The 24,815-nt window shown below is 68.8% G+C and carries 21 protein-coding genes, 2 tRNA genes, 1 other RNA gene and 1 pseudogene; 9 read left to right on the forward strand and 16 right to left on the reverse strand.

Features of this window, described 5'->3' with window-relative positions; translation table 11 throughout:
• Positions 1-69: 69 nt before the first annotated feature.
• Positions 70-2,436, forward strand: coding sequence for a penicillin-binding protein (locus tag BLT25_RS06030; protein ID WP_091043226.1), 2,367 nt, complete (start codon positions 70-72; stop codon positions 2,434-2,436).
• 68 nt (positions 2,437-2,504) lie between these two features.
• Here the strand turns inward: BLT25_RS06030 and BLT25_RS06035 are convergent, their stop codons facing one another.
• Positions 2,505-2,963 (reverse strand): GatB/YqeY domain-containing protein, encoded by a 459-nt coding sequence (locus BLT25_RS06035; protein ID WP_176883652.1) that lies wholly within the window; start codon positions 2,961-2,963, stop codon positions 2,505-2,507.
• A 26-nt stretch (positions 2,964-2,989) separates the two neighbouring features.
• On the opposite strand from BLT25_RS06035, the gene BLT25_RS06040 reads away from it, so the two are divergent.
• The 4 genes from BLT25_RS06040 (at position 2,990) to BLT25_RS29740 (ending at position 5,426) form a co-directional block, all read left to right on the forward strand.
• The gene (locus tag BLT25_RS06040; RefSeq protein ID WP_091043229.1) at positions 2,990-3,922 is read left to right on the forward strand and encodes a metallophosphoesterase; all 933 of its coding nucleotides are present in this window, start codon (positions 2,990-2,992) and stop codon (positions 3,920-3,922) included.
• Between the two features lie 73 nt (positions 3,923-3,995).
• Positions 3,996-4,069: transfer RNA gene (locus tag BLT25_RS06045), tRNA-Pro, on the forward strand.
• Between the two features lie 72 nt (positions 4,070-4,141).
• The gene (locus BLT25_RS06050) at positions 4,142-4,600 is read left to right on the forward strand and encodes a nitroreductase family deazaflavin-dependent oxidoreductase (RefSeq protein WP_091043231.1); all 459 of its coding nucleotides are present in this window, start codon (positions 4,142-4,144) and stop codon (positions 4,598-4,600) included.
• Between the two features lie 37 nt (positions 4,601-4,637).
• The gene (locus tag BLT25_RS29740) at positions 4,638-5,426 is read left to right on the forward strand and encodes a hypothetical protein (protein ID WP_091043234.1); all 789 of its coding nucleotides are present in this window, start codon (positions 4,638-4,640) and stop codon (positions 5,424-5,426) included.
• Positions 5,427-5,532: 106 nt separating this feature from the next.
• Here the strand turns inward: BLT25_RS29740 and BLT25_RS06060 are convergent, their stop codons facing one another.
• The 7 genes and pseudogenes from BLT25_RS06060 to BLT25_RS06085 all read right to left on the reverse strand — a co-directional run bounded on the left by BLT25_RS06060 (position 5,533) and on the right by BLT25_RS06085 (position 12,244).
• On the reverse strand, positions 5,533-6,576 hold the full coding sequence (locus BLT25_RS06060; RefSeq protein ID WP_091043237.1) for an aspartate-semialdehyde dehydrogenase: 1,044 nt from the start codon (positions 6,574-6,576) through the stop codon (positions 5,533-5,535).
• Complete coding sequence (locus BLT25_RS30655; protein ID WP_371113327.1) at positions 6,573-7,130, reverse strand: ACT domain-containing protein; 558 nt, start codon at positions 7,128-7,130, stop codon at positions 6,573-6,575. The genes BLT25_RS06060 and BLT25_RS30655 overlap by 4 nt, the downstream gene beginning before the upstream one ends.
• Positions 7,107-8,408: pseudogene (locus tag BLT25_RS06065) on the reverse strand (aspartate kinase); the annotation flags it as partial. The gene BLT25_RS30655 and the pseudogene BLT25_RS06065, both read right to left, overlap by 24 nt.
• Before the next feature lie 11 nt (positions 8,409-8,419).
• Positions 8,420-9,007: a DUF5063 domain-containing protein gene (locus tag BLT25_RS06070; protein WP_091043240.1), complete on the reverse strand. Its 588-nt coding sequence runs from the start codon at positions 9,005-9,007 to the stop codon at positions 8,420-8,422.
• An 86-nt stretch (positions 9,008-9,093) separates the two neighbouring features.
• Positions 9,094-9,690 (reverse strand): recombination mediator RecR, encoded by a 597-nt coding sequence (gene recR, locus BLT25_RS06075; RefSeq protein WP_008356228.1) that lies wholly within the window; start codon positions 9,688-9,690, stop codon positions 9,094-9,096.
• Positions 9,691-9,723: 33 nt separating this feature from the next.
• Entirely contained in the window at positions 9,724-10,119 is a 396-nt protein-coding gene (locus BLT25_RS06080; protein ID WP_091043242.1) for a YbaB/EbfC family nucleoid-associated protein, read from the reverse strand.
• A gap of 10 nt (positions 10,120-10,129) precedes the next feature.
• Complete coding sequence (locus BLT25_RS06085) at positions 10,130-12,244, reverse strand: DNA polymerase III subunit gamma and tau (protein WP_256328468.1); 2,115 nt, start codon at positions 12,242-12,244, stop codon at positions 10,130-10,132.
• Between the two features lie 176 nt (positions 12,245-12,420).
• On the opposite strand from BLT25_RS06085, the gene BLT25_RS06090 reads away from it, so the two are divergent.
• Positions 12,421-13,032 carry a DUF4328 domain-containing protein gene (locus BLT25_RS06090; protein WP_091043247.1) on the forward strand — a complete coding sequence of 204 codons (612 nt, stop codon included), beginning with the start codon at positions 12,421-12,423 and terminating at the stop codon, positions 13,030-13,032.
• 14 nt (positions 13,033-13,046) lie between these two features.
• On the opposite strand, the gene ffs is transcribed toward BLT25_RS06090, so the two are convergent.
• Positions 13,047-13,137: signal recognition particle sRNA small type (gene ffs / locus BLT25_RS06095), an RNA gene on the reverse strand.
• Between the two features lie 100 nt (positions 13,138-13,237).
• Between ffs and BLT25_RS06100 the strand changes: the two genes are divergently transcribed.
• Positions 13,238-13,325, forward strand: a tRNA-Ser gene (locus tag BLT25_RS06100).
• Positions 13,326-13,419: 94 nt separating this feature from the next.
• On the opposite strand, the gene BLT25_RS06105 is transcribed toward BLT25_RS06100, so the two are convergent.
• Entirely contained in the window at positions 13,420-13,830 is a 411-nt protein-coding gene (locus tag BLT25_RS06105) for a RidA family protein (protein ID WP_091043249.1), read from the reverse strand.
• 77 nt (positions 13,831-13,907) lie between these two features.
• Between BLT25_RS06105 and BLT25_RS06110 the strand changes: the two genes are divergently transcribed.
• Positions 13,908-14,273: a winged helix-turn-helix transcriptional regulator gene (locus BLT25_RS06110; RefSeq protein WP_091043252.1), complete on the forward strand. Its 366-nt coding sequence runs from the start codon at positions 13,908-13,910 to the stop codon at positions 14,271-14,273.
• A 3-nt stretch (positions 14,274-14,276) separates the two neighbouring features.
• Here BLT25_RS06110 and BLT25_RS06115 read toward each other — a convergent pair whose 3' ends face one another.
• The 6 genes from BLT25_RS06115 to BLT25_RS06140 all read right to left on the reverse strand — a co-directional run bounded on the left by BLT25_RS06115 (position 14,277) and on the right by BLT25_RS06140 (position 20,571).
• The gene (locus BLT25_RS06115) at positions 14,277-15,422 is read right to left on the reverse strand and encodes a S8/S53 family peptidase (RefSeq protein ID WP_143033646.1); all 1,146 of its coding nucleotides are present in this window, start codon (positions 15,420-15,422) and stop codon (positions 14,277-14,279) included.
• The gene (locus tag BLT25_RS06120; RefSeq protein ID WP_091043255.1) at positions 15,404-16,813 is read right to left on the reverse strand and encodes a type VII secretion protein EccB; all 1,410 of its coding nucleotides are present in this window, start codon (positions 16,811-16,813) and stop codon (positions 15,404-15,406) included. The genes BLT25_RS06115 and BLT25_RS06120 overlap by 19 nt, the downstream gene beginning before the upstream one ends.
• Entirely contained in the window at positions 16,813-18,183 is a 1,371-nt protein-coding gene (gene eccD / locus BLT25_RS06125; RefSeq protein WP_091043257.1) for a type VII secretion integral membrane protein EccD, read from the reverse strand. The genes BLT25_RS06120 and eccD overlap by 1 nt, the downstream gene beginning before the upstream one ends.
• Positions 18,184-18,366: 183 nt before the next feature.
• Positions 18,367-18,660, reverse strand: coding sequence for a WXG100 family type VII secretion target (locus tag BLT25_RS06130; RefSeq protein ID WP_091043260.1), 294 nt, complete (start codon positions 18,658-18,660; stop codon positions 18,367-18,369).
• A gap of 47 nt (positions 18,661-18,707) precedes the next feature.
• Positions 18,708-19,043, reverse strand: coding sequence for a WXG100 family type VII secretion target (locus BLT25_RS06135; RefSeq protein WP_091043262.1), 336 nt, complete (start codon positions 19,041-19,043; stop codon positions 18,708-18,710).
• A gap of 154 nt (positions 19,044-19,197) precedes the next feature.
• Positions 19,198-20,571 (reverse strand): ubiquitin family protein, encoded by a 1,374-nt coding sequence (locus BLT25_RS06140; RefSeq protein ID WP_091043264.1) that lies wholly within the window; start codon positions 20,569-20,571, stop codon positions 19,198-19,200.
• 174 nt (positions 20,572-20,745) lie between these two features.
• On the opposite strand from BLT25_RS06140, the gene eccCa reads away from it, so the two are divergent.
• Positions 20,746-24,777 carry a type VII secretion protein EccCa gene (gene eccCa / locus BLT25_RS06145; RefSeq protein ID WP_091043266.1) on the forward strand — a complete coding sequence of 1,344 codons (4,032 nt, stop codon included), beginning with the start codon at positions 20,746-20,748 and terminating at the stop codon, positions 24,775-24,777.
• The last annotated feature ends 38 nt before the right edge of the window (positions 24,778-24,815 follow it).

Genomic DNA, 24,815 nt, shown 5'->3' on the forward strand with positions numbered 1-24,815 from the left:
TGTGGCCTCCCTGTCCGGCTACATTTGCGAATCATGTGCTATTAGCCGCGATCACCTACGATGACCAGCATGTCCTCGCCGTCGCTGCGCCCGCAGACCGTGCTCAAGCATCTCGCCGTCATGTGCGGCGTGGCAGCCGTCCTCGGAGTCGTCGCCGCAGGTCTCGCCATCCCCTTCGCCGGTGTGGCCGGGATCGCGGCCAAGGAGACCGCCGAGAAGATGGACTCGCTGCCGCAGGCCTTCGAGGTCGACGACATGTCCCAGACGACCAAGATCGTCGACCGCAAGGGCAACCTGATCACGACGCTCTACGACCAGAACCGCGTCTACCGTCCTCTCGACCAGATCTCGTCCAACATGACGAAGGCGCTCCTGGCGATCGAGGACTACCGCTTCTACCAGCACGGCGCGATGGACCTCAAGGGCACGCTGCGCGCGCTGATCACCAACCAGGCGAGCGACTCGGTGCAGGGTGGTTCCTCGATCACCCAGCAGCTGGTGAAGACCACGCTGGTCTACTCCGCGAAGACCGAGGCCGAGCGCAAGGCGGCCATCGAGAAGTCGACCGCCCGCAAGATCCGCGAGCTGCGCTACGCAATCGCGCTGGAGGAGAAGCACTCCAAGGACTGGATCCTGGAGCGCTACCTCAACGCCGCCTACTTCGGCGACGGCGCCTACGGCGTCCAGGCCGCCGCCAAGCACTACTTCAACGTCAACGCCTCCGAGCTCAACTGGCAGCAGTCGGCGATGCTGGCCGGGATGGTCAAGAACCCGACCGGGTACGACCCGACCAACTACCCCGACGCCACGATCGCCCGCCGCAACGTCGTCATCGACCGGATGGCCGCGCTCAAGGTCGTCTCCCGCCCCGAGGCGGAGAAGCTGAAGGACGCCGACCTCGGCCTGGACGTCCAGAAGCAGCGCAACGGCTGCCTCGGCTCCTCCGCGGAGTTCTTCTGCGACTACGTGCTCAACTGGCTGGTCAAGGACCCCTCCTTCGGTGAGACGGAGGCTGACCGACTGGCGCTGATCAGGTCCAGCGGTCTGACCATCAAGACCACGTTGGACCAGCGTTTCCAGGACGCTGCCCAGGAGTCCGTCGAGGACCACGTCTACGCCACCGACGACGCGATCGGCGCTCTGGCCATGGTGGAGCCCGGCACCGGCCGGGTGCGCGCGCTGGCCCAGTCGCGGCCCATGGGCGACAAGCGCAAGAAGGGCCAGTCCTACCTGAACTACATGGTGCCGACGCAGTACGGCGACTCGGCCGGGTTCCAGGCCGGCTCGACGTTCAAGCCCTTCGTGCTCACCGCGGCGATCGAGCAGGGCTTCCCGCTCAAGCAGCAGATCAACTCACCGGAGAACATTGTCCTCCAGGAGTCGTCGTTCGCCGGATGCCCCGGCGACGGCAACCGCGTCGGCACGTGGCCGGTCGGCAACTCGACGACGAGTGGGTCGAAGGACGCCTACACCGGCACTCGCGAGTCGGTGAACACCTTCTACGCCCAGCTGGAGCAGATCACCGGCCTCTGTGCCCCTTACAAGATGGCCCAGAAGATGGGCGTCCAGCTGACCGATCCGAAGGACGAGCGGGTGCCGTCCTTCACCCTCGGTGTCACCAGCGTGAGCCCGCTGGAGATGGCGGAGGCGTACGCGACGTTCGGCGCTCGCGGCAAGCACTGTGACTCGGTACCGGTCAACGAGATCCTCGACGCAAACGACAAGGTGATCAAGACGTACGAGCCCACCTGCAAACAGGTGATGGCCGAAGGTACCGCCGATGCCGTCAACGACATCCTGCGCGGCCTCCTCGAAGGCGGTTTCGCGAGCAGCCAGGCGCTCGCCGTGCCCGCCGCCGGCAAGACCGGAACGATCAACGGGAACCGCGCCGTCTGGTTCATGGGGTACACCCCGAAGCTCGCCACCGCAGCGATGATCGCCGGTGCCAACTACGACGGCACCTGGAAGTCCCTCAACGGGCAGCTCGTCGGAGGGTCCTACATCGGCGAGGCTTCGGGATCGGGGCAAGCCGCCCCGATGTGGGGTGACGCGATGAGGGTCATCGACAAGTACCTGAAGTGGGTGGACTTCCATGAGGTCGACCCCAAGGTGATCGCGGGGAACACCGTCGACGTCCCGTGGACCGGCGGCATGACGGTCGAGAAGGCCACGAAGGTCCTGCGGAGCGCTGGTTTCCAGGTCCAGGTCGGCCCGGAGGCCTACTCGGAGTACGACCCCGGTCTGGTTGCCTTCACCACTCCGTCCGGCGAGGCCGCCGAGGGGTCGCCGGTGACGATCTACACCTCGCTGGGCCCGGAGCCGAAGCCCGATCCCAAGCCCAAGAAGAAGCAGCCCGAGAAGAAGAAACCCGGCAACGAGAAGCCGGCCGCGGTCGAGGAAGAACCCGACTTCGGCTGGGAGTGGCCGACCGGCTGACACCGAGAGCATCAAACGACCGTGGCCCCACCGGATCCGGTGGGGCCACAGTCGTTCTCGGATCGCCGTCAGGCGAGCTGCTTGCGCACCTCCGCGGCCACGGCGCCGCCGTCGGCCTTACCCTTGGTCTGCGGGGTCAGGACGCCCATCACCTTGCCCATGCCCTTCATCCCGAGGTCGGCGGCGCCGGTCTGGGCGATGGCCTTGCTGACCAGGTCGGAGATCTCCTCGGCGCTCAGCTGAGCGGGCAGGTACTCGGTGATCACCGCGGCCTCCGCGGTCTCCTTCTCGGCCTGCTCGGGGCGACCGCCGTCGGCGAAGGCCGTGGCCGCCTCGCGGCGCTTCTTGGCCTCGCGGGTGAGGATCGTGATGATCTCGTCGTCGGTGAGCTCCTTGGCCTCCTTGCCGGCGACCTCCGCCTCGGTGATCGAGGCCAGAACCATGCGCAGCGTCCCGGCGCGGTCCTTGTCACGGGCCTTCATCGCAGAGGTCAGGTCGGTCCTCAGCTGGTCCTTCAGAGTGCTCATGGACCCCATTGTGGCAGGGTTGTGCCATGCGGCTCGCCTCAGTAATCGGCCCAGTAGTCGGCACAGCACTCGGCACCGGGCTCGCCACCGGCGCGGCCATGACGGCGTACGCCCTGTGGGAGGCCCGTCAATACACGCTGCGCCACGTCGGACTGCCGGTGCTCCCCGAGGGCGCGGACCCGCTGCGGGTGCTGCACCTCTCCGACATGCACGTGGTCCCGTCGCAGCACAAGAAGCTCGACTGGATCGCGTCCCTGGCGTCCCTGAAGCCGGACCTGGTCATCGACACCGGTGACAACCTGGCCCACCAGCGGGCGGTGCCATCGATCGTCAACGCCCTCGGCACGCTGCTCGACGTACCGGGGGTCTTCGTGCACGGCTCCAACGACTACTACGAGCCGCGGCTGCGCAACCCGATCGGCTACCTGCTGCCGGACAACGGCAAACGGCAGACGAACGTGCCCGAGCTCCCCTGGCGTGACCTGTCCGCGTCGTTCACCAAGTCCGGCTGGCTCGATCTCACCAACACGCGCTCGACGCTGACCGTCAAGGGCGTCGAGTTCGCCTTCGCAGGCGTCGACGACCCCCACCTCCGCCTCGACGACCTGTCTGCGGTCGCCGGCCCCGCGGACCCGTCCGCGGACGTACGCCTCGGGGTCGCACACGCTCCCTATCTACGGGTGCTGGACCAGTTCACCGCCGACGGCTACGACGCGATCCTGGCCGGCCACACCCACGGCGGTCAGATCTGCCTGCCGGGAGGGCGGGCCCTGGCCACCAACTGCGACCTCGACCCCGCCCGAGTACGCGGCCTGCACACGCACACCCACGGCGGACGGCAGGCCTGGCTGCATGTCTCGGCGGGTCTCGGCACCTCGCCCTACACCCGGATCCGCATCGCCTGCCGCCCCGAGGCGACCCTCCTGACGCTCACCCCGCGCGGAGCGTCAGGTCGGTAGGGCCCGATTACGGCTCAGGGGAGTCTCTGGGCTATGCTCATTCCTCGTTGGACCGTTTGTTCGGTGCAGCATTCGGGTTGTAGCGCAGCTTGGTAGCGCACCTCGTTCGGGACGAGGGGGCCGCAGGTTCAAATCCTGTCAACCCGACATCGAGTTCAGGCTCGGAGATCGCAAGATCTCCGAGCCTGAACCTCTTTCTGGCCGAGTAATGTCGACGCCATGAGCTTCGACACTCGCAACGGCACCCGTGGCGCCAGGCAGCCCTCGGCGAACCTCTTCCTCAAGCTGGGCAACAAGCTGATGATGAGCCGGGCCCGCAAGAGCAACGGCACCATGGCCGGGATGCGGCTGCTCGTGCTCACCACGATCGGAAAGAAGAGCGGCGAGCCCCGCTCGACGCCGCTCGCCTGGTTCCCGGGCGACGACAGCACGTGGCTGATCGCCGCCTCCGCGGCCGGCGGGCCGAAGAACCCAGCGTGGTACTACAACCTTGCGGCCAACCCCGACCGCGTCACCATCGAGCTCGGCGGCGAGACCATCCCGGTGGTCGCCGAACAGCTGCACGGCGAGGACCGTGCCCGCGCGTGGGCCGCGATCGTCGAGTCGTCCGCCAACTTCGGGAGCTACGAGGAGAAGACCGACCGCGAGATCCCGGTCATCCGTCTCACCCGCGCCTGAGTTCAAATGTGACGCGCGGCATGCGAAACTGCCCCTCATGAGCAACGACCCCGCCGACAAGCTCGCAGCGCCGTCGTTCGGTTTCAAGAAGAAGCGTGGGGGCACGAAGCCGGCGAACGCCAAGCCTGAGAAGACCCAGCCACCGAAGACCCAGCCACAGAAGACCCCGGCCCCGAAGGCTCGGGTCGAGAAGCCACCGGTCGAGGCTGCTCCGGTCGAGGCTGCTCCGGTCGAGGCTGCTCCGGTCGAGGCTGCTCCGGTCGAGGCTGCTCCGGTCGAGGCCGCCTCGGGCGAGAAGACCCAGGTGCTGGAGAAGACGGCACCGCCCGTCATCGCTCCCGAGCCGCCTGCCAAGAAGCAGAAGGCGCAGAAGCCGCCCAAGCCGGCGAAGGAACCGAGGGCACCCAAGGCACCCAAGCAGCCCAAGGACCCGAGCCGGCGACGGATCAACCTCGACACCCCGTCGGGCCTGTCCGCGGCGGTCATGATCGGCGCCATCGTCGGCGCGTTCATGGCCCTGGCCGTCTGGTTCAGCGGCACCGTGAGCCAGTGGACGCGAGGCACCTCGTCGCTCGGCGACAAGGGAGCGATCATCCTGATCGCCGTCTTCGCGCTCGCGATCATCGTCGGCGGCTATCTCCTCCGCCTGGCCGCCGCCCGCTCCCCGTTCACGATCAGCTTCCTCGGCTCAGCGCTCGTCGCCGTCATCTCGATGCTCTTCCTCACCGACGTCTTCGTCCACGCCTGGGGAGTGATCATCGTCGTGATCCTCTCCGCCGCCGCGTACGCCCTCGCGTACTGGGTCACCACCAACTACATCGACTGACAAGCGCAGTCGAAGCGTCGGCCCCGTCGGTCGAGGCGTCACGTACGTCGGCCGAGATGGCACAGAAGTGCCACCTCGGCCGACCTGACTGACGTCTCGGGTGGGGTCAGAGGGCGGCGGCGACCAGCTCGGCGAGCTGGACGGTGTTGAGCGCGGCGCCCTTACGGAGGTTGTCGTTGGAGATGAACAGGGCGAGGCCACGGTTGTCGGGTACGCCCTCGTCCTGACGGATGCGGCCGACGTAGGAGGGGTCCTTGCCGGCGGCGTACAGAGGCGTGGGTACGTCACGGAGCTCGACGCCCGGGGCGTTCGAGAGGATCGCGATGGCGCGCTCAGGGGTCAGCGCCGAGGAGAACTCGGCGTTGATCGCGAGCGAGTGACCGGTGACGACCGGGACGCGGACGCAGATGCCGGAGACCCGCAGGTCGGGCAGGTCGAGGATCTTGCGGGACTCGTTGCGGAGCTTCTGCTCCTCGTCGGTCTCGTTGAGCCCGTCCTCGACCAGCGAACCGGCGTAGGGAAGGACGTTGTAGGCGATCGTCTCGACGTACTTGTCCGGCTCCGGGAACGCGATCGCGGACCCGTCGTAGGCGAGCTCGCGGGCCTTGTCGCCGGCCGCCGCGACCTCGCTGACCAGCTCCTCGACGCCAGCGACGCCGGAACCCGAGACCGCCTGGTAGGTCGATACGACGAGCCGCTCGAGGCCGGCTTCGTCGTGGAGCGCCTTGAGGGCCGGCATCGCGGCCATCGTGGTGCAGTTGGGGTTGGCGATGATGCCCTGCCGGGCCGCGATGACCCCGTCCATCGCCGAGGGGTTGACCTCGGAGACGACCAGCGGGATCGACGGGTCCTTGCGCCAGGCCGAGGAGTTGTCGATGACGATCACGCCGGCCTCGGCGAACTTCGGCGCCAGCGCCTTCGAGGTCGCGCCACCGGCGGAGAAGATCGCGATGTCGAGGCCGGCCGGGTCCGCAACCGCGGCGTCCTCGACGACGACCGAACGGTCACCGAACTCGATGGTCTTGCCGGCCGAACGCGCCGAGGCGAAGAAACGTACCTCGCCGAGCGGGAAACCGCGCTCGAGCAGGATCTGGCGTACAGCGACGCCCACCTGTCCGGTCGCTCCCACGATTCCCAGGTTGATACTCATCGGCCGGTCCCTCCGTAGACGATGGCCTCTACGTCGCTGTCGAGGCCGAATGCTCTGTGTGTGGCGCGCACGGCGCGGTCGAGGTCGTCGGCGCTGACGAGCACCGAGACCCTGATCTCCGAGGTCGACACCATCCGGATGAAGACTCCCTCGGCGGCGAGCGCGGCGAAGAATCGCGAGGTGATCCCCGGATGCGTACGCATCCCGGCACCGACGATCGAGAGCTTGCCGATCTGCTCGTCGGCGATCGGGTCGGCGAAGCCGATCTCGCTCTGGATGTCGCCGAGGGCCGCGCGCGCGAGCTTGACGTCGCTGCGCGGCAGGGTGAACGAGATGTCGGTGCGCCGCGTCTCCTCGGCCGACACGTTCTGGACGATCATGTCGATGTGGATGCCGGCATCGGCGAGGGTGTCGAAGACGCGGGCCGCCTCGCCCGGCTCGTCGATGACGCCGACCAGGGTGATCTTGGCTTCGCTGCGGTCGTGGGCGATGCCGACGATCTCCGGGACGTCGCCGTTGGGCTCGGCACCGTAGGAGACCTTCTCGACGTCCACGTCGCTGAACTTCTCGGCCGCGGCCTGGGCCGCCCGGTCGACCTCGTCGTCGGCGACGACGACCGAGACCCGCACCTCGGAGGTGGAGATCATCTGGATGTTGACCCCGGCCTGGGCGATCGCGGAGAAGAAGTCGGCGATCTTCTTCGGCTGTGTGCGCAGCCCGGCACCGATCAACGAGACCTTGCCCATCATCGGCTCGCTGCTGACCCGCTCGAAGCCGAGCTCGGCCTGCGCCGGCTCCAGCGCCTTCACGGCACGCTCGACGTCGTCGCGCGGGATGGTGAAGGTGATGTCTGTACGCTCCGTGCCGGACGGTGATGCGTCCTGCACCACCATGTCGACGTTGATCCCGACGCCGGCGATGATCTCGAAGACCTTCGCGGCCGCGCCGATCTTGTCAGGGGCGTTGACGACGGTGATCTTGGCCTGGCTGCGGTCGGAGGCGATCGCGGCGACGATCGGCGCCTCCATGCCGACGCCGTCTCCGGGCTCGTCGACCGTCGGCGAGACCGCGTCGATGCTGCCCTTGACCACGGTGCCGGTGAGGGTGGAGAAGGAGGAGCGTACGTGGATCGGGAGGCTGTGGCGGCGGGCGAACTCCACCGAGCGCAGGTGAAGCACCTTCGCCCCGGAGGCCGCCAGCTCGAGCATCTCCTCGAAGGCGACCGAGCTCAGCTTGCGGGCGGTCGGGACGATTCGCGGGTCGGCGGTGAAGACGCCGTCGACGTCGGTGTAGATCTCGCAGACGTCGGCGTTCAGCGCGACCGCCAGCGCGACAGCGGTGGTGTCGGTGCCGCCACGACCCAGCGTGGTGATGTCCTTGGTGTCCCTGGAGACGCCCTGGAACCCGGCCACGATCGCGATCGCACCGTCGCCGAGCGCCGCCTGGATCCGCTCCGGGGTGATGCTGAGGATCTTGGCGCGCCCGTGCTGCGCGTCGGTGATCAGACCGGCCTGGGACCCGGTGAACGACCGAGCCTCGTACGCCAGCCCGCGCTCGTTCGCGACGTCGTTGATCGCCATCGCGAGCAGCGCCATCGACTGCCGCTCGCCGGAGGTGAGCAGCATGTCGAACTCACGCGCGTGCGCGGTCGCGTCCGGCGAGACCTTGTTGGCCAGGTCGATCAGCTCATCGGTGGTGTCGCCCATGGCGGAGACGGCCACGACCACGTCGTGGCCCTGCTCTTTGGTCGCGACCACTCGCTGAGCGACGCGCTTGATGCCTGCAGCGTCCGCGACCGAGCTGCCACCGTACTTCTGAACGACGATTCCCACGGCGGGAAAGTCTACGTTGCCGATGAGGCCGTCTTCTCCAGCATCTCATCAGCGGCAGCCAGGTCCTCGTCCTCACCGGTGAACGGCTCGGAGTCGAGGCGGTCGTGAGCGACCACGGTGAGCAGCGCATTGAGCACGGCACCGGCCAGGTTGCCCCAGTTGTTGACGTAGCTGAACTGCCACCACCACAGCGCCTCGTCGACGTCGCCGAGACGGTAGTGCCGCAGGCCGTACTCCAGATCGGTCACCAGGCTGGCGACGTCGTCGGAGATCTGGCTGTCGACCACGTCAGGCGTGTAGGGGTCGAAGACGAAGCTGTAGGTGTCGATGTCCCCGAACATCTCGGCGAGCCCCATCCGGAGCTCGTCGACATCGGCCTCCATGCCCACGTCGGGCTGGAACTCCTCCCGAGGCTCGAAGTCCTGCTGGGCACCCAGTCGCGCGCCCGCCAGCAGGATCTGGCTCACCTCCAGCAGCAGCATCGGGACAGCGCTGCCACCGTCGCCGTCCGCAGCTATCGCGCGCACCGAGAGCAGGAAGCTCTCCACCGAGTCGGCGATGCTGGTGGCGAAGTCCTTGCCGGTCAAGTCGTTCGTCATGACGGCCCCCTTCCCGAGGTCCCTTGAATCGTCAGGCTACCGCCGAAGTCGCGGCCTGACGAGGGTAAAGACTCGGCTCTTAGGGTCTACTCAGCCGCACGGCGGCCGGCGAACGCGCGGCCGAGGGTGACCTCGTCGGCGTACTCCAGATCGCCACCGACCGGGAGACCGCTGGCCAGACGGGTGACCTTCAGTCCGAGGGGGCTCAGCTGACGGGTCAGATAGGTCGCCGTCGCCTCGCCCTCGAGGTTGGGGTCCGTGGCGAGGATCACCTCGGTGATCCCGGGGTCGTTGAGCCGCTGGACGAGCTCACGGATGCGCAGCTGGTCGGGACCGATCCCGTCGATCGGGCTGATCGCGCCGCCGAGCACGTGATAGCGCCCGCGGAACTCGCGAGTGCGCTCGATCGCGACGACGTCCTTGTACTCCTCGACCACGCACAGCACCGACTGCTCGCGACGTGGGTCGCGGCAGATCCGGCAGGTCTCCTCCTCGGAGACGTTGAAGCAGACCGAGCAGAACTTCACCTTCGCCTTGACCTCGTTGAGGATCGAGGCCAGCCGATGTACGTCGGCGGGATCAGCCTGGAGCAGATGGAACGCGATCCGCTGGGCACTCTTCGGACCTACGCCCGGCAGCCGTCCCAGCTCGTCGATGAGGTCTTGGACCACACCCTCGTACAACTTGGTTATCGCCTGTCTCTAGCTGTGCTTATCTCAGAACCCGAGCTTGAACGGCGGCTCGCCGCCACCGGGGGCACCACCGAGGCCACCACCGAGGCCGCCCGCGAGCGGGCCCATCGCGTCACCGGCGAGGGCGTCGGCCTTGCCCTTCGCCTCGCGGTAGGCGGCGACGATCACCGCGCCGAGGTCCTCGAGGTCGTCGGGGTCGCTGCCGTCGAACTCGCCCTGCTTGATCTCCACGCCGACCAGCTCGCCGGTGCCGGTGAGCTTGACCGTCACCGCACCCCCAGCGACGGTGCCGTCGACGATCGTCTCGGCAAGCTTCTCCTGGGCGTCGACGATCTGGCTCTGCAGCGCCTGGGCCTGCTGCATGATCGCATTGAGGTCGAAGCCGCCCTCGCCGCCGAGGCCTTCGAGTGGGTTCGTCATCTGTGCCGTCCTAGTTGTGAGGAATCTCTTCGATCATCGTTGCACCCAGCTCCTGAGCGAGCAGGGCCTCGGCGCCCATCGCGGCCGGCCCGTCGTAGGCCTGGTCGTCGGGGTTGACCGCGGCGTCCGCCTCCGCCAGGCGGGCCACGGAGTCGTCGACCGGAGGCTCGTAGTCCGCGGCCCGCGTCGGCCGGATCGCCTCCCGAGCCAGCGCGATCGATCCTGGGTCCGCAGGCTGCGTCGCGGTCGGCGCGGACGGCTCCGGCGGAGCCGGGGGTTGGTCCGGGGGCGGCGGCTCGGCGGCCCAGTCGGGCGGGGGCGCCTGCTCGTTCCAGGAAGGCTCCGGCGGCTGCTGCGGCTGGGTGGGCTCCTGGGGCGCGCTCGGCTGCGGCGGAGGCGAGGCCTGCCGCTGCGGGGCCCCTTGGCCGCCGCCCGCGACGATCGCCTCGATCTTCGGCTGGATGCCGATCACGTTGACCAGCGCCTGCCCGAGGATCGGCTCGTGCCCACCGGTCGCGAACCGGTCGCGAAGGCCCGGCGAGGCGAACCCGAGGGTGAGCACGCCGTCGCGGAAGTCGACCACCTGGGCGTTCTGGCCCACCAGCGACCAGGTCGCCCGGCGCAGACCCTTCGTCTGGGCGATCACGTCGTCCCACAGGCGGCGGACGTCCACGTTGCCCATACCGCCCGGCGACTGAGCCTGAGGTTGTGGCTGAGGCTGGCTCGACGGCTCCGGAGCGGCCGGCGCCTGCTGAGGAGGCATCTCCGCGGCCGGAGCGGGCTCACGGGCCGGCTCGGGGGCGGGCTCGGGGCTTGGTGCGTACGCCTGGACGGGTTCGGGCTGCGGTGACGCGGGAGCGACTGTCTCGTGCCCCGGCGCACCGACGGAAGGCTTGAGCACCGGCCGGTCCTGGGCGGGGGCAGCCGGCGCTGGAGGAGCGGCCACCGTCGGCGTACCGCTGATCTCGATCCGCCTCTCCAGACGGTCCAGCCGGGCCGCGAGACCGTCGGCACCGTCGGCCGCGGGCAGCAGCACCCGCGCACAGATCAGCTCGAGCAGAAGTCGGGGCGCGGTGGCGCCGCGCATCTCGGTCAGGCCGGTCGCGACCGCATCGGCGGCTCGGGACAGATCGTGTGGTCCGAAGCGTCCGGCCTGGGCCACCAGCCGCTCGCCGCCGTCCTGGGAGACGTCGATGAGCCCGGTCGCCGGTGCGTCCGGGACCGCCTTGACGATGACCAGGTCACGCAGTCGCCGCAGCAGGTCCTCGGTGAACCGCCGCGGGTCCTGCCCGGTCTCGATGATCTTGTCGATCACGCCGAAGACGGCGGCGCCGTCATGGGCTGCGAAGGCGTCGACGACCTCGTCCAGCAGCGCGTCGGGGGTGTATCCGAGCAGCCCGGCGGCCAGCTCGTACGTCACTCCCTCGGGCCCCGCGCCACCGAGCAGCTGGTCCATCACCGAGAGGCTGTCACGCATGGACCCGGCGCCCGCACGCGCGACCAGCGGCAGCGCGGCCGGCGCGACGTCGATGCCCTCCTTCTCGCAGAGCATCGAGATGTAGTCGGAGACCAGCTTCGGCGGGAAGAGCCGGAACGGATAGTGATGGGTGCGCGACCGGATCGTCGGGATGACCTTCTCCGGCTCGGTCGTCGCAAAGATGAACCGCAGATGCTCCGGCGGCTCCTCGACGAGCTTGAGCAGCGCGTTGAAGCCCTGCGTCGAGACCATGTGGGCCTCGTCGATGATGTAGACCTTGTAGCGGCTCTTCACCGGCGCGAAGAACGCCTTCTCCCGCAGGTCACGGGCATCGTCCACACCACCGTGCGACGCCGCGTCGATCTCGATCACGTCGATACTGCCAGGCCCGCCGCGCGCCAGGTCCCGGCACGACTCGCACTCCCCGCACGGGTCCGAGATCGGCGCCTTCTCGCAGTTCAGCGCCCGCGCCAGGATCCGCGCCGAGGTCGTCTTTCCGCAGCCGCGAGGCCCGGAGAAGAGGTACGCATGGTTGACCCGGTTGCCCGCCAGCGCATTGCGCAGCGGGCCGGTGACGTGATCTTGGCCGATGACCTCGGCAAACGTCTCCGGCCGGTAGCGGCGGTAGAGAGCTAGCGGTGCGTCCACCCCATGAACCCTAACGACCCCCACCGACAGTCGGTAGCCGCCGGGCGGCCCGGTCGCGGACGAACCCCGCAAAGTGAGCGGTTCTGACGTGTTCGGCTGCGGATTCCCCTCCTCACGGGCCAGCATTCGCACCGAGCGCGCTTCCAGGCGTCGACACCATCCCGAAAGGACGCTCGATGATCGATCCCGAGGACGCGCCGTCGACATTGCCGGACCAGCCCGCCTCCCAGCATCTGCCAGCAGTCCCCCGTGCCCTGGGGAAGGCCGCGATCCACCTGGCCGTCGCGCTCACGGTCATTCGGCTGATCGGGGTCGCGATCGTCTCCGTCCCGGCCCCAGGGGAATGGGCCTTGGACGTGCTCGCGGCGAGCCCGGTGGTCGCGATCTCGATCGGCATCCCCCTCTACGTGGTGGCCACCCTGTGGCTCCTGCGGAGCTACGACTTCGCGAGGGCGGTCGATCCGGCGTTCCCCATGCGGCGCAGCCGAGCGTGGACGTGGCTCGGGTGGTGGGTTCCGATCGTCTCGCTCTGGTTTCCGTTCCAGATCGTCGACGACGTACGCCGCGCGACCGCGAAGGGCCAAGCCCGCACGAGTCCGGCCATCTGGTGGGCAGCCTGGTTGATCGCCGTCTGGACGGGACAGATCTCGAGGAGCGCCTTCGGTGATCACTGGACGCTGGTCGCGGTTCTCGACACAGTCGCCGCCGTCGCCTGGGCGGTCGCGTGTGTCATGTGGATCTCGATCATCCGCGGGATAACCCGAGACCAGGAGGCGGCTCGCGGCTGACGTACGGGAAAAGAAAAGGCCCCCCACGTACCCAACAGAGCTCGCTTATCCTTGCTGCCTTCCGGCCCTGGGGAGGTTCGACAAGATGTCGCCACATGGGGGGTTGCCGAAGAGTCTAGACGAGTACGCTCACCGATCCCAAAGCACACCCGTCGACCCTCCGCCGATTTCCTCTCAGTTGCCCAACCCGCGTACGATCCCTCACGGATCTGTCGCCTAGTGGCCTATGGCGCACGGCTGGAATCCGTGTTGGGTTAACGCCCTCGGGGGTTCGAATCCCCCCAGATCCGCCAGCAGGAAACCTTGGTTGACCTGCAAGAACGCCGATCCGGACAGCGCAAGCTCCGGATCGGCGTTCTTCATTTCCCGGTCTCAGTCCCGAGCGGCTCAGTCCAGGACGGCGTACGCCTCGACCTCGACGAGCACGTCCGGCTCGAAGAGATAGTCCACGCCGATGGCGGACAGCGGCGGCAGCGGTTGCGGGATGCCGAGCTCGTCGACGACGCTCTCGAGACCCGCGACGAACGCGTCGTACTTGTCCGGGGACCAGTCCGTGACGAAGAACCGGAGGCGTACGACGTCGGCGAAGGTGGCGCCGGCTCCGGCCAGGCCACGGGCAGTGCTGCGGAGGGCGTGGGCGAGCTGGCCGGCGAGGTCACCCGGCGCCAGGCCGCGACCGAGCTCGTCCCGGGCGATCTGTCCGGCGACGTGGACGTGGCGGCCGCCGGTGGCGACGGAGACGTGGTGGTAGGGCACGGGCTGGAACATGCCTTCGGGGGTGAGCAGATCGACGGACACGATGAGATTCCTTTCGAGGGTTAAGGTTTCTCATGTGTACTTGGTATCCAGAGGACACTTCAACGAGACTAGGTGTCATGCCGGATACCAGCCCGGAGCCGTTGCGCCTGACCCAGGAGCATCGCGAGCTCCTCGACCAGCTCCTCGACAAGTGGTCGCTCCAGGTGCTCGACACGCTCTGTGAGCGGCCGCGACGGTTCAACGAGCTGCGTCAGGCGATCCCGGCGGTGACTCAGAAGTCGCTCACCACCGCGTTGCGCCGCCTGGAGCGGAACGGCATGGTCGCCCGGATCGTGCTGAGCACCCGTCCGGTCGCGGTCGAGTACCGCATCACCCCGCTGGGCAGCACCCTGCAGGACCTCATCGACCGGCTCTACCACTGGACGACCACGACGCTGCCCGAGGTCGAGGCCGCCCGCGCAGCCTTCGACAGCGACTCCTGAGGGCTACATCGAGCCCTTGCGCCGCGAGAGCAACGGCCGCAGGACCAGCCCGAGCCCGAGCGCACCGCCGCCGGCGATCGCCCACCAGATGGCGTTCTCACGGACGGTGGCCAGCGGGTCGACCTTCTCCCGGGCCATCGGCGCCTGCTCCACCTCCGGGGGCTTGGCGGCCTCCTCGACGGCGGGACGGGTGAGGGCGTCGTACGCATTCACCACGCCGGCACCCCAGTATCGGCCTCCCTGGCCCTCGCGGCCCGACGTCGTGCCGTAGAGGCGGTCGATGACCTGCTCGGCGCTCCACCCCCGGTTGGTCGACCAGATCAGGGCGAGCACCGCGGAGACCTCGGCGGAGGCGAAGGACGTCGAGATCGAGTCGACCCAGCACGGCTGGCCGAAGAGCGTCTTCGACGGCGCCCCGTACGTCGGAGCGGCCACGTCGGTGTTGGAGTTGGGCAGTACCGCGGATTCCGGGTCCGACGCCCCGGTGCCGGAGGCGCTGACCGTCACCACGGATTCGTTGGCGTTCGGGAAGACCTTGGGCCCCATGTCCCGGTCCGTGGCAGTGGCGACGCCGGACCAGTCGGCGGCCGTCACCACGATGGCGCCCTTCTTGATGAGAGTGTCGACGGCCGTGTCCAGGCCCGACGCGGCCTCCGTCGCGGGCAGACCGATGTCGACGATCAGCCCCTTCGCGTTGCCCTTGGCCAGCGAGTTGAGCTGGGCCACCATCTGCTTGGCGTCGATCGTCGACTTCTCCTGGCCGACCTTGAGGACCGGGTGGTCGCTGAGCTTCGCCTTGGGCGCGATCTCGGAGATCAGGCCGGCTGCCACAGTGCCGTGGTAGTCCTGCGCCTTGGCGCTGTAGCCGGAGTCGACGACGGCGATGCGGATCCCCTGACCCTGCTTGCTCACCTTCTGCGCCTCGGCGATCCGCATGATCGCGAACGGGGCCACCGTCTCCGGCACCGGCGCCGTCTGGGTCTCCGCCTTCTGCGGAGCGCCGCCCCCGAGGTTCTTCTCGTAGGCCGTGCAGAGTGGCCGTTCCTCCGCTGCGTACGCGGGGCTCGGGCCGCCCAGGAAGGTCAGTCCGCCCAGCACAGCGACGAGCGCGATCCCCCCTCGCAGCGGCGTCACTCCAAGGGCTCGCACAGGTCCTCCTTGCTCACCTTGCCGGTGTTCGGCGGGCAGAGCGCGAACTCGGTCGACAGCGCCGCGCCAGCGGGAAGCAGGCGCAGCCACGTTCCGGGGACGATCGGCCCGGAGGCGGTCGACAGACCGAGCCGCTGAACCGTGACCGGTCCGTCGAGGGTGTTCGCGGTGCCGCGGGCGTCGATCAGGTAGGGCGTCGCACTCTGCTTCTGAAGCTCCTCGCCGTTGGCGGCGAACACGAAGGCGCCCTTGCCGGGGTCGACCCGGGCAGCGGTGAAGTCACCGGCCGCAGGGGGCTCCGACGTCGGCCATGCCTTCTCGCCCGGCTCAACACCGAGTCGCACCGTCGTCTTGTCCTTCGTCTCGAGCTTGGCGCAGACGCTGCCAGTGCCCGGTTCGAGGGTCGCGCTCGGCCAGGAGGTCTCGAGACGCTCGCCGTTGATGTTCGGCTGTGAGCTCAGCGACTGCTGGTTGGCCTTGCTGCCGAAGGCGACGTCATAGACCTCGCTGGCGAAGTCATCGAGCCGAATCCAGCCGGACTCGGTCATCAGATAGTTGTTGGCCTGGTAGTTGGCCTTGGTGCCGATCGGGTACTCCTCACCCTCGACCGTCCCGCCGACCTTGGTGAACGCACTCCCGAAGGACGCGCCCGACAACGGCGCCCCAGTGGGGAACAGGTTGACCCACGCCTGGGGCACCGTGGGCGTCGAGACCGGTCCGTTGAAGGTCCGGTCGGCGTAGGTCTCCGAGTCACCCTCGATCTTGTAGCTGTAGGCCTGGGCGTATCCCTCGGTGCTCTGATTCTCCGCGATGAGGTAGTTGCCGTCCTCGGTCTGCACCATGAAACCGGTGTCCGCCGCCGACTTCACGTCCGGCTTCTCTGAGATGTTCAGATAGGTGCCGGCGCCGTTGGCGGTGCACGCGGTCCAGCCGGTGTTGATGAAGTCGGACTTGAGCGGCAGCTCCTCGGGGACGAGAGGACCGGAGAGGCCGATCGTCCCCTTCGGGAACTCCTTGTCGATCTCCTCCTGGTCGATGACCTTGGAATTCTTCTCCAGGTCGAGGCCGAGGATGAGCTGGGCGCTGGCCAGGTTGACGACCGGGTGCAGCTCCTTGTCCTTGTCAGGACCGGTGACGACGTAGCGAGCACCGCCCTTGGTGACGATCAGGCCGTCCGTGTCGGCCCAGCCGGTCGCGGGCTTGGGCGAGAGGAAGTGGGCGACGGCGCCACCGGCGATGAGCAGCACCGCGAGCACGACGCCACCGAAGACCGAGCGACCGGGACGGGCCGGCTCCACCTCGCGCCCACCGGGGGCACCCGAGAGGAACGCGGAGACGAGACGGCGACGGCTGAAGGCATGCGCCTCTACGAGGTCCTTCTTGCTGGCCATCAGAAACCAGCCACCGCGGCGCCGAAGAGGCCCGAGGCGAGCACCATCAGCGGCAGCATCGCGAGCAGGCAGATCGTCTCGGCGACGTCGGCCAGGCGGCCGCGCCGGATCGACCCGACGTCGGGGACCAGCGTCAGCACCAGGAGTACGCCACCCGCGGCTGCCAGCACGACGGCGGTCGTCGGCCGCCACGACTCGTGGTAGACCAGCAGCGCGGCACCGATCGCGAGCAGCCCGGCGATCCCGGAGACCAGGCCGACGAGCACCTCAGAACCCGTCCGGTACTGCCGCGTACGCAGCATCAGCACCACACACGCGGCCAAAGCCAGCAGCGTGCCGAAGAGCCCGAGCCGCACCACGAACGGCGCGGTCAGCACGACCAGGACGCCGACGGAGAGCGAGATCGCGACCAGGATCTCGTGGGCGACCTTGGCGTCGACCCGGACCTGGTCCTCACGGATCTCGTCGGGGTCGAGGTTGATGTCCTCGTCGGAGTAGAGCTGGGGGACGTCGGTCTTGGTCGTGCTCAGCGCGAGCCACGGGAAGAAGCTGCCGGCCAGCACGACGACGACCAGCACGATCCCGAGCACCACACCGGCCTTCCAGCCGGTCATGCTCAGCAGCATGCCGGCCACCAGGAAGACACCACCCACGAGGGCGCCCGGCATCGCCAGCATCCGGGCCTCGCCGAGCCCGAGGAAGCCGATCGCGGCGGCGAGCATCGCGCCAGCACCGGCGAAGGCCAGCGGCATCCCGACGCCTCCGTCGGGGCCGAGCGAGGCCGAGCCGATCAGGAACCCGGCGACCGCGCCGTAGACCTCACCGATCCACACCGCGGCGATCGCAGCGTCGTTCTCGGCCTCGAGCCGGGAGAGCACGATCGCGCCTCCGGCGAGGACGATGCCGATCACCCCGGCAGCGACGCCAGCGAGCATCGACGGCGCCTGCGTCCACAGCGCGCCGGCACCGAGGAGCAGCAGCAGCGCGGCGGCCAGCAGCGACGTACGTCGTCCTGCTTCCGGCTTCCAGGGGGCCATCTCGCTCTCGACGACGTCGGTCATCGCCTCGACCACGTCGTCGTAGACCCGCGGCGGCTTGTCGTCGATGCCGGCGCTCACGGTGAGCACGCCGCCGTCCTCGACACCCTGCGGGATCAGACCGAGGTCACCGGCGAGCTTGCGGCCGTCGGCGAGCACGACGCGGTAGCCGGCGTAGGCCGTCTGCGGGTCGAGCAACCCGACGCTTCGCGCAAGCTCCGGCACGAGCTCCGCCACCGGCACCGAGCCCGGCAGCACCAGGTCCATCCGACGTGTGCCGGAGGCGACCGTGACCCGGACCAGCCCAGTGGGCGCCACCTGCGCCTGCGTCATTTCACGAACTCCTCGCGTCGTGCCTGTGCCCGAGACGAACCGACCGAATGTCCCGAGAGCTAGACCTACCTCGCGCTCGCTGAATCAGACAGCGAACATCAGCGCTGACTTTGCCATAAAACGAGCGACGAGGGGACCGGTGCCCCGCACCGATCCCCTCGTGTTGCCTGTGTGCTGAAGAACTCAGCCGCCGAAGCCGCCGGCACCGCGACGGTCCGCGTCGTGCATGTTGGCGTTGGCCTCGTTGACGAACTTGCTGCCGCGGTCCAGAGCCATGCCGAGCTCGCGGATGCTCTGGTTCCACTTGGCCTGGGCCCGGTTGTAGGCGTCGGCCGCCTCACCGGTGAAGTTCTCCTGGAGACCGAGGATGTGACGCTCGAGCTCGTCGAGCTCGCGGTCCATGTCGGCCACGCCCTTGAGCAGGACGTCGGTGATGGAGCCCATCTTCCCGTGGTTTACGACAATCTCTTCACCCATGTCAGTTCCTTCCAGTCCTCTGCTTGAAATGCGGCCTGACCGGGTGGTCAGCCACCCATCTTGTACGAGATGCTGTCCATGCTGGAGGTGACGGAGCTGGACTGCCCGGCAACATCCTCGTCGGCCTGGCTACCGACCTTGCGGGCGTTCTCGAGACCCGCGGTGAGCTCGTCGAGCGCGTTGGTGATCTCGCGCGACTTCTCGTTGTAGGTGTTCATCAGCTGCTGGAACGACGTGCCGCCGGCACCCTTCCAGCCCGATGCGCCCTCCGCCTGGGCCTCCGAGACGGTGCGGCTGTTGACGCTCTGCAGCTTGGCCTTGGTCTCGTTGATGAAGTTGACGGCGGTGTTGATCGCCTGGCCTTGCTTGATCTCACTGCTCATGGTGCTGTCCTTCCACCGGCGGAACCGGTTTTCCTAGGTTTGATACCTGTTGGAGCCCGGCTCCCGTTGGGCTCCCCCGAGGTCCGGACAATGTGTTCTTACCCCGTCTCCGGAGTTCTAAACACAAATCTCTGAACTTTTTCAGCCCTGCTGTCTAGCTGTTGAAACCCGATTCCCACAGGTGACGGAAGAAGCCTGAGGAAACCACGAACGATGCGATGACAGCGGCGCCGCACAGCGACTCCGCCCAGTCGGCCCGAGACGCCCATTTCGCCGAGCGCCAGCCCCGGCCGGTCGCGATCGCCGCGATGATGACGGCGAACCCGATCACCACGACTCCCAGACCGAACCAGGAGACCAACTCCGGGTCGACCCAGCCTACGAAGGCACGGACCCCGACCGCCAGCGCAATAACCCCGGCAACCCGGAGTACGCCACGAGGCAGCCAGTAGCGATAGCTGCGCGCCGCGAGCAGGATCACGAAGGAGCCGGCCAGCAGGATCAGCCAGCCACCGATCCGGTCCAGGTCGTCCGTCACGGTCGCCGCCAGCGCCGGTCCGCTCACCGCGACAACGGCGAGGACCGCCCAGGAGGCCGCCGCCAGCGTGCGGGCGCCGCGCTCGGCCACCTCGGTGACCTCGTCGATCGGGACCGTCGCCTTGCCGGAGGTCGTCCTGGCCCGTGCCGACCAGGCGGTCACGGAGAGCTTGGAGACATCGAGGAGATAGGAGTCCGGGACGTCGACGGCGTACGACGGGACGATCCGCGCAGCCAGCGCGGCGGCGGCGAACAGGATCGACCACGGCACCTGCGGCGAGGTGCCGAGCAGGGCGCACAGCGCGGTCACGACGAAGACGATGACGCCGGTCGTGGTCCAGATCTTCAGGCTCTCGTCGACGGTGTCGACGAGGGACCGCGAGATCGTCGCGACGACCGCGGCACTCAACCCGGCCACTCCGACCGCCATCGGCAGCGTCTCGGGCACCGGGTCGGCGGTGATGACGAAGGCGGCGCCGGCGGCGAAGGCCGGAGCGGCGATCGCTCGGCGCGCCGCGTACGGCCCGGCGGGGATGATGCCGATCAACGCGCCCAGCGCGAGCAGACCGGCGATGGCCAGTCGCTGCCAGCCGTCGGCCTGGGCGCCGAACCCGGCCGCGGCGACCGCCAGGAGGGTGGCCAGACCGACCCAGTAGAACGAGAAGCTGCCTGCTTGGACCGCGGCGGCCGTCTCGACGACCTCGCGCCGCGCGTAGGCCTGCGTCGGCGGCGAGTCGGCGGCGAGCAGGGCGCCCGAGGAGATGCCGCGCGAGGCGAGCGATGCGTCCGGTTGGATCACCTCGCCACGCCGGTCCCGCAACACCGGCGCCGCGGGCAGACCGACGGCCGTCGCGTACTCCCTCGCCAGGTCCGAGACGTGCGCATCGGACGGGACGACGATGTCGACCACTCCGGCGGTGCCGTGGACCGTGACCGCCAGGCCGCCTGCTGCGAGCGCCGGCTGAACGGCATCGGCCGTCTGAGTGGGCATGACACCTCCCGGATGCGTGAAGACCCTGTGACAGAGTTCCACATCGGAAGCTCCACCGCCCGTTTTACCCGACCGGCACGGTTAAGGGTAGTAGCCGGGTGGCGGGCACTCTAAGATCCTGACCACCTGCGGCATCCGGGCCCGCGGGGCACTGAACCAGTCTCAGGGGGACACGTGACCATCGCTGCGACAGCCGGCGGTACCCGCACCGAGGAGCCGGAGGTCCCCGAGGGGGAGCTGGCTCTGAATGCTCCGCCGGCTATCGAAGAGGGCGAGGGCGTCGGTGGCATCCTGATGAACGCCATCCCCATGCTCGGTGGCCTCGGATCGATCGTGCTCATCGCGACGATGCAGTCGGGCACGGGGGGTTCCCCGCCGATCCAGCGCTACATCGCTGCCGGCATGTTCCTCTTCGCCACGCTCGGCTTCATCTTCGTGCAGATCGACCGGCAGCGGAAGCAGAAGCAGAAGCAGGTCGGCGGCCAGCGCACCGACTACCTCCGCTACCTGGCCGGCATCCGGCAGTCGGCGCGCAAGGCCGGCGAGCAGCAGCGCAAGGCGCTCACCTGGCACTATCCCGCGCCGTCCTCGCTGCCCGCAATCGCCGAGGAACGCAGCCGGCTGTGGGAGCGCTCGAACACCCACAAGCGCTATCTCGACGTCCGCTACGGCGTCGCGCACCAGCCCCTCGCCCTGACCCTGGTGCCGCCCCAGCAGACCCCGATCGACCAGGTCGACCCCGCCTCGGCGAGCGCGCTGCACCGGCTGCTGACCGTCCACCGGGTCCAGCCCGACCTGCCGGCCGCGACCAACCTGCGCGGCTTCGACAAGATGGAGATCTGCGGCAACGAGGACCAGGCCCGAGCGCTCGCCCGCGCCCTGATCTGCGGGATGACGGCCTTCCACTCGCCGGAGCAGCTGATCGTCGCCGTCCTCACCTCCGAGCGCAATCTGGCCGAGTGGGACTGGGTCAAGTGGCTCCCGCACGCGCAGAGCGGTCGCGAGGTCGACGCCGTCGGGCCGCGCCGCATGGTGGTCACCAACATCAACGACCTCGGCGCCCTGCTGCCGACCGAGGTCGGCGAGCGAGCCCGTTGGGGCACCGACGACCGGATCCCGTCGCCGCAGGTCGTGGTCATCGTCGACGGCGGCTCCGTCCCGCCGGGCAACCACGTGCTCCCCGACGACGGCATCCAGGGCGTCACGGTCATCGACCTGCCGACCCACTGGGACGAGCTGTTCGACTCCAGCCGGGTGCGGTTCCTGATCGACGACGAGGAGCCCGACGAGAACAGCACGGTCTCCGGCTACCAGGTGCGCGTACGCATGGACCCGGTCCGCCTGCGGGTGGACCAGATGAGCATGGCCGACGCCGAGGCCTACGCCCGCCGCCTGACCGCGCTCTACACCGTGGCCCCGGAGGGCTCCGACGCCGCCGCCGAGACCCCGCAGGACACCGAGATCGCGGCCCCGAAGGACTACATGGCCCTGCTCGGTCTGGGCGACGTACGTTCCTTCGATCCGGACGTCGCCTGGCGTCCCCGCGCCAACCGCGACCGGCTGCGTGTGCCGGTCGGCGTCGGTGAGGCCGGCCAGCAGATCTACATGGACATCAAGGAGTCGGCTCAGCAGGGAATGGGGCCGCACGGCCTCGTCATCGGCGCCACCGGTTCCGGTAAGTCGGAGTTCCTCCGCACCCTCGTCCTCGGTCTGGTGCTCACCCACCCGCCGGAGGTCCTCAACCTGGTGCTGGTCGACTTCAAGGGTGGTGCGACCTTCGCCGGGATGGCGGGCATGCCGCACGTCTCCGCGGTGATCACCAACCTCGAGGGCGAGCTCACCCTGGTCGACCGTATGCAGGACGCGCTCTCCGGTGAGATGACCCGCCGCCAGGAGCTGCTGCGCGAGGCCGGCAACTTCTCCTCGCTGAAGGACTACGAGAAGGCCCGTACGCAGGATCCCTCGATGGATCCGCTGCCGTCGCTGTTCATCGTGGTCGACGAGTTCTCCGAGATGCTCTCGGCGAAGCCCGAGTTCATCGACCTGTTCGTCGCGATCGGTCGTCTGGGCCGCTCCCTCGGTATCCACCTGCTGCTCGCCTCGCAGCGCCTCGAGGAGGGCCGCCTGCGCGGTCTCGACTCCCACCTCTCCTACCGCGTCGGTCTGCGCACCTTCTCCGCGCAGGAGTCGCGGACCGTGCTCGGCGTGCCGGACGCCTACGAGCTCCCGGCTGTTCCCGGCCTCGGTTACCTCAAGCCCGACCCGACCAACATGCAGCGGTTCCGGGCTGCGTACGTCTCGGGGCCGCCGGCCGCGGGCTCGCGGATCCGCCGCGACGAGGGCGGCAAGCTGCAGGGCATCTTCCCGTTCTCGATCGCCGAGGTGAAGCAGCTGGCGATGCCGGTCGAGGAGGACGAGCGTCCGGCCACCCCGGTCGTGGGTGCGGACGGCGTCGAGAAGTCGATGCTCGACATCGCCGTCGACCGGATGACCGGCTACGGCAGCCCGGCCCACCAGGTCTGGCTGCCGCCGCTCGACATCCCCGACACCCTCGACACGCTGATGCCCGACCTGACCACCTCGCCCGAGCTCGGCCTGCACTCGCCGGCCTGGAAGCGGCTCGGTGGACTGGTGGTGCCGCTCGGCATCGTCGACAAGCCGCGTGAGCAGCTGCGCGACACCCTCACCGTCGACCTGCGCGGAGCCGCCGGTCACGTCGCGGTCATCGGTGCACCGCGCACCGGTAAGTCGACCACGCTCCGCACCATCGTCACCTCGATGTCGCTGACCATGACGCCGCAGGAGGTGCAGTTCTTCGTCCTCGACTTCGGTGGCGGCACGTTCGCACCGATGGCCAAGCTCCCGCACGTCGCCGGTGTCGGCACTCGTTCCGAGCCCGACGTCGTACGCCGCGTCCTGGCCGAGATCTCCGGCATCATCGACCGCCGCGAGGCCTACTTCCGGGCGCAGGGCATCGACTCGATCGAGACCTACCGCACCCGCCGCGCTCGCGGCCAGGCCGACGACGGCTGGGGCGATGTCTTCCTCGTCATCGACGGGTGGGGCACGCTGCGCGCCGACTTCGACGACCTCGAGTACGCCATCCAGGAGATCGCTCCGCGCGGCCTGACCTTCGGCGTCCACATCGTCGCGGCGGCCGGCCGCTGGGCCGAGTTCCGCTCCTCGATGCGCGACGTCTTCGGCACCAAGCTCGAGCTGCGTCTGGGCGACCCGATGGACTCCGAGCTCGACCGCAAGCTCGCCGCCCTGGTGCCGACCGGGCGCCCGGGTCGAGGCATCGTGAAGGAGAAACTCCACTTCCTCAGCGCCCTGCCCCGCATGGACGGCGACGGTTCGGCGGCGACGCTTGGCGATGGCGTCGATGACCTGATCTCCCGGGTCTCCGCGGCCTGGCAGGGCCCTGCCGGACCGAAGCTGCGGCTGCTGCCTGAGCGGATCACGATCGAGCGGATCCGCGAGCAGGCCGGGGTCACCGCGGAGAAGCCCGGCAAGCGACTGCTTCTGGGCATCAACGAGAAGGAGCTGGCCCCGGTCGGTCTCAACCCCGACACCGAGCCCCACCTGCTCGTCTTCGGCGACGGCCAGTCCGGCAAGTCCTCGATGCTGCGCAGCATCGCCCGCGAGATCATGCGGACGCACACGCCCAAGGAGGCGCAGATCGCGGTCGTCGACTACCGGCGGTCGCTGCTCGGCGAGATCCCCGAGGACTATCTGGTCGGCTACCTCACCTCGGCGACGCAGGCCAACCCGACGCTGAGCGACCTGGCGGCGTACCTGACCAAGCGGATCCCGGGCCCGGACGTCACGCCCGAGGAGCTGCGCAACCGGTCGTGGTGGTCGGGCGCGGAGCTGTTCGTGCTCGTCGACGACTACGACCTCGTCTCGACGCAGCAGGGCTCGCCCCTGGCTCCGTTGCAGCCGCTGATGGCCCAGGCCGGCGACGTCGGCCTGCATGTCGTCATCGCTCGTCGCTCGGGTGGTGCGTCGCGCTCCCTCTACGAGTCGGTCATCCAGTCGATGCGTGACCTGGCGATGCCGGGCCTGCTGCTCTCCGGCAACCCGGACGAGGGCCCGCTCATCGGCAACCTGAAGCCGGTCCCGACCCTCCCGGGTCGTGGGCGTCTGGTCACCCGCGACCGTGGCATCGAGGTCATCCAGCTGGCTTGGAGCGAGTCCTCGGTGTAGCCCTCGACCTCTCGAACGACGAACGGCCCGCGACCTGA

Origin of the sequence: Nocardioides sp. YR527 (assembly GCF_900101045.1) — a bacterium.
Lineage (GTDB): Bacteria > Actinomycetota > Actinomycetes > Propionibacteriales > Nocardioidaceae > Nocardioides.

Excerpts from the sequence above, each read along its gene's own strand:
- BLT25_RS06090 (WP_091043247.1), top strand. The coding sequence starts at position 12,421 with ATGATCGATCCCGAGGACGCGCCGTCGACATTGCCGGACCAGCCCGCC.
- BLT25_RS06030 (WP_091043226.1), top strand. The coding sequence starts at position 70 with ATGTCCTCGCCGTCGCTGCGCCCGCAGACCGTGCTCAAGCATCTCGCC.
- BLT25_RS06035 (WP_176883652.1), bottom strand. The coding sequence starts at position 2,963 with ATGAGCACTCTGAAGGACCAGCTGAGGACCGACCTGACCTCTGCGATG.
- eccD (WP_091043257.1), bottom strand. The coding sequence starts at position 18,183 with ATGACGCAGGCGCAGGTGGCGCCCACTGGGCTGGTCCGGGTCACGGTC.
- BLT25_RS06080 (WP_091043242.1), bottom strand. The coding sequence starts at position 10,119 with ATGACGAACCCACTCGAAGGCCTCGGCGGCGAGGGCGGCTTCGACCTC.
- BLT25_RS06120 (WP_091043255.1), bottom strand. The coding sequence starts at position 16,813 with ATGGCCAGCAAGAAGGACCTCGTAGAGGCGCATGCCTTCAGCCGTCGC.
- BLT25_RS29740 (WP_091043234.1), top strand. The coding sequence starts at position 4,638 with ATGAGCAACGACCCCGCCGACAAGCTCGCAGCGCCGTCGTTCGGTTTC.
- BLT25_RS06050 (WP_091043231.1), top strand. The coding sequence starts at position 4,142 with ATGAGCTTCGACACTCGCAACGGCACCCGTGGCGCCAGGCAGCCCTCG.
- BLT25_RS06110 (WP_091043252.1), top strand. The coding sequence starts at position 13,908 with ATGCCGGATACCAGCCCGGAGCCGTTGCGCCTGACCCAGGAGCATCGC.
- BLT25_RS06070 (WP_091043240.1), bottom strand. The coding sequence starts at position 9,007 with ATGACGAACGACTTGACCGGCAAGGACTTCGCCACCAGCATCGCCGAC.
- BLT25_RS06140 (WP_091043264.1), bottom strand. The coding sequence starts at position 20,571 with ATGCCCACTCAGACGGCCGATGCCGTTCAGCCGGCGCTCGCAGCAGGC.
- BLT25_RS06060 (WP_091043237.1), bottom strand. The coding sequence starts at position 6,576 with ATGAGTATCAACCTGGGAATCGTGGGAGCGACCGGACAGGTGGGCGTC.
- BLT25_RS06130 (WP_091043260.1), bottom strand. The coding sequence starts at position 18,660 with ATGGGTGAAGAGATTGTCGTAAACCACGGGAAGATGGGCTCCATCACC.
- BLT25_RS06135 (WP_091043262.1), bottom strand. The coding sequence starts at position 19,043 with ATGAGCAGTGAGATCAAGCAAGGCCAGGCGATCAACACCGCCGTCAAC.
- BLT25_RS06040 (WP_091043229.1), top strand. The coding sequence starts at position 2,990 with ATGCGGCTCGCCTCAGTAATCGGCCCAGTAGTCGGCACAGCACTCGGC.